Source organism: Paraburkholderia sp. (assembly GCF_035501035.1).
In the GTDB taxonomy this organism is placed as follows: Bacteria; Pseudomonadota; Gammaproteobacteria; order Burkholderiales; family Burkholderiaceae; genus Paraburkholderia.
Genome location: NZ_DATJWR010000251.1, coordinates 1 through 3,711 on the forward strand (window position 1 = coordinate 1; position 3,711 = coordinate 3,711).

The window sequence follows — 3,711 nt, forward strand, 5'->3', positions numbered from 1 at the left end:
ATTCCAATCCGTCTTTTATTCGAGATATTGAGAATAATCACGACGCGCATCGAATGCGATCATCGGTCAGCGGTTCGGCGCTCGGCGAAGTGGCGGGCTCGGGCGCGCAGGCCGCACCCGTTTGTCTGGAGAACGAAACGATTGAGGCGGGATGTTAGTGGACATCGTCGCGGCGGATGGCCGACGAGCGTGTGCAGTTGCAGCGGGGCTAGGGGCTGCCTTCCCCATGCCGTTGCCCATTGAACGCGAACCGACCCTCGACACTGCGCGAGCGCGCCCGCTGGTTTCCCTGAATTGTTCCATGCATGCCGGCTTCGGCACCATTAGTGCAGACGAAACTGCAAGAGCCCTCCGCATCGGGATGGACGGCAGCTCGAGCAGGTCGCGAATCCTGCCACCATCGCCAACCCTGACAGTCCCGCGTGGTTCGCAGCGTTCGCGCAGAGCGGAGCGGTGCGACTTGATGCGACGGCGGCCCGGCGCGCGCAATCGCAAGACTTTTGGGGCGCGATGCGCCGCGCCGTTTTAAAATGGCGCGCAAGCTCGCGCGAGCGCGTGCCCCTGTTGCCTGATTCCAGCCGCTTCCTGTCGCCAACGCATGCCATCGCCTAGCGCCACCGTCCCCATTTCGCTCGTCAACGGCTTTCTGGCCGCCGCCGATGCAGAACCCGCCGTGATTCGCCGCTATCTCAACGAAGCGGGCATCGCGCCGGAACTGCTCGCCAAGCCCGGCGGACGCGTGACCGAGGAACAGTTTTCAAACCTCTATCAAACGCTCGCCATCGAACTCGACGACGAGATGCCCGGTATCTTCAGCCGGCCGCTGCGCAGCGGCACCCTCAAGTTTCTCTGCCTGAGCCTGCTTGACGCACGCAATCTCGAAACGGCGCTGCATCGATTCGACCAGTTCTTCCATATCGTCCTCGACGATTTCAGGCTCGATTCGCGCCGCGAGGGGCTCGTCGCCCAGGTGACATTGCGCGCCAACCCGGCATACGGTGCGATCGGACCATTGGGCCAGGAGCTGACCCTCAAGCTCGCGCACGGCGTCTCGTCCTGGCTGATCGGCCAGCGCATTCCGCTCCTGCAAGTCGATTTCGCCTGCCCGCAGCCGCCTCACGCGCTTGATCACCGGTATTTCTTTTCGGGGCCCGTGCGCTTTGGCTGCGAGGCCACGCTCATGCGCTTTAGCGCGGCCTACCTCGATATGCCGATCCGGCAGAGCAAGCGCAACCTGCGCGCGTTTCTCGCGCGCTCGCCCGGCGACTGGATCTTCGAGACATTCAGCGAGCAGCTCGTGAGCCACAACGTGCGCCAGTATCTCGCCGCGCAACTGCCCGTTCTGCCGACTATCGAGCAGACGGCCGAGAGCCAGCACTGCTCGGTGCGCACGCTCTGCCGGCGCCTCGCCGCCGAGAAGACGACGTTCCAGGCGCTCAAGGACGAGCTGCGCCGCGACGTGGCGATCCAGCGCCTCACCGACACACAGGACACGATCGCGGCCATAGGGGGCGATCTCGGCTTCGATGATCCGAGCGCCTTCCATCGCGCGTTTCGCCACTGGACCGGCAGCACGCCGGGCACCTACCGGCGCCACGGCTGAACGCCGGACGGCGCGCGACGTTAGCGAACTCCTCGGCAAAGCGGCCAGGGCCAACCCCAATGGATGGTCGATACAGCCGAAGACGTGGCCAGAATTGTCACCATAAGGTCCGGTTTGGACAGTGGTGACGCCTCCGTTTGGCGCTAGGATTCGTCCTGTACTGCTGCCTCGTGGGCACGTTTGCAAGCGGCCCCGCGGCGCCTCCAATTTATCCCTGTGTGACTGGAAGACCGATCATGAGCTATAACGCCCCCGTCAAGGACATGCTGTACGTGCTGAAAGAGCTGGCCGGCATCGACGCCGTCGCAACCCTGCCGGGTTTCGAGGACGCCGGCTTCGACACCGCGCAGGCGGTGCTCGAGGAGTGCGCGAAGCTTTCCGGCGAAGTCATTGCGCCGCTGAACGTCGAGGGCGACCGCGCGCCCAGCACGTTGAGCGATGGCAAGGTCACGGCCACGCCCGGCTTCGGGGCGGCGTTCCGCCAATACGTCGAAGGCGGCTGGCAAGGGCTGCAACATCCGTCCGAATTCGGTGGCCAGGCGCTGCCCAAGCTGATCGCGACGCCCTGCATCGAAATGCTCAACGCGGCGAATCTTTCGTTCGCGCTGTGCCCGCTGCTCACCGACGGCGCCATCGAAGCGCTCCTCACGGCGGGCAGCGACGAGCTCAAGGCGCGCTATGTGCCGAAGCTCATCTCGGGCGAATGGACCGGCACGATGAACCTCACCGAGCCCCAGGCGGGCTCCGACCTCGCGCTCGTGCGCACGCGCGCCGAGGCGCAAGGTGACGGCACGTACAAGGTCTTCGGCACGAAGATCTTCATCACGTGGGGCGAGCACGACATGGCGGAGAACATCGTCCACCTCGTGCTGGCGCGCACACCGAGCGCACCGGAAGGCGTGAAGGGCATTTCGCTGTTCGTCGTGCCGAAGTTCCTCGTCAATGAAGACGGATCGCTCGGTGCGCGCAACGACGTGGAGTGCGTGTCGATCGAGCACAAGCTCGGCATCAAGGCGAGCCCGACGGCCGTGCTGCAATACGGCGACAAGGGCGGCGCGATCGGCTACCTCGTAGGCGAGGAGAATCGCGGGCTCGAGTACATGTTCATCATGATGAACGCGGCGCGTTTCGGCGTGGGCATGCAGGGCATCGGCGTGGCCGAGCGCGCTTACCAGAAGGCCGTGGCGTATGCGAAGGAGCGTGTGCAGAGCCGTCCTGTCGACGGTTCGCTCAAGCAGTCGGCCACCATCATCCATCATCCGGACGTGCGCCGCATGCTCGGCACGATGCGCGCATTGACCGAAGGCGCACGCGCGCTCGGCTACGTCGCGGCGGCCCATAGCGACGCCGCGCATTGCCATGCCGATGCCGAAGTGCGTGCGCGCAACCAGGCGATCTACGAATTCCTCGTGCCTATCGTGAAGGGCTGGAGCACCGAGATGGTCAACGAGGTGGCGAGCCTTGGCGTGCAGGTGCACGGCGGCATGGGCTTCATCGAAGAGACGGGCGCGGCGCAATACCTGCGCGACGCGCGCATTCTCGCCATCTACGAGGGCACGACGGCGATCCAGGCGAACGACCTGATCGGCCGCAAGACGCTGCGCGACGGCGGCGCAGTCGCGAAGGCGCTGCTCGCCGAAGTCGCGCAGACCGCCGAAGCGCTTGGCGCGGCAGGCGGTGCGGCCGCCACATCGATGCGCGCGCAACTTGAGAAAGGCGCAAGCTCGCTTTCGAACGTCGTCGATTTCGTGCTGGAGAACGTCAAGCGCGATCCGAACGCCGTGTTCGCGGGCAGCGTGCCGTATCTGAAGCTCGCGGGCATCGTGCTGTGCGGCTGGCAGATGGCGCGTGCCATGCTGGTCTCGCAACGCGAATTCGCGAACGATCCCGAGTTCCACGGCGCGAAGATCGCGATCGCGCAATTCTATGCGGAGCACGTTCTCCCGCAGTCGGCCGGTCTCGAAACGTCGATCCTGGCGGCGAGAGGCGACGCCGGCGTGCTCGCGCTGAGCGAAGTGCAGTTTTGATTGAGCGCCTGCGGGCGCAGGGTTAGCAAGGAAGGGTGAGGATATGTCGTCGAATGATTGGGTTGCACAGTACGGTCCACG

General features: G+C 65.0%; 2 protein-coding genes. Both read left to right on the top strand.

Annotation, left to right across the window (positions count from 1 at the left end):
* Positions 1-598 precede the first annotated feature (598 nt).
* Positions 599-1,603 carry an AraC family transcriptional regulator gene (locus VMJ11_RS18765; protein ID WP_325620893.1) on the top strand — a complete coding sequence of 335 codons (1,005 nt, stop codon included), beginning with the start codon at positions 599-601 and terminating at the stop codon, positions 1,601-1,603.
* Between the two features lie 236 nt (positions 1,604-1,839).
* Positions 1,840-3,630, top strand: a complete 1,791-nt coding sequence (locus VMJ11_RS18770) for an acyl-CoA dehydrogenase (protein ID WP_325620894.1) — start codon at positions 1,840-1,842, stop codon at positions 3,628-3,630.
* The last annotated feature ends 81 nt before the right edge of the window (positions 3,631-3,711 follow it).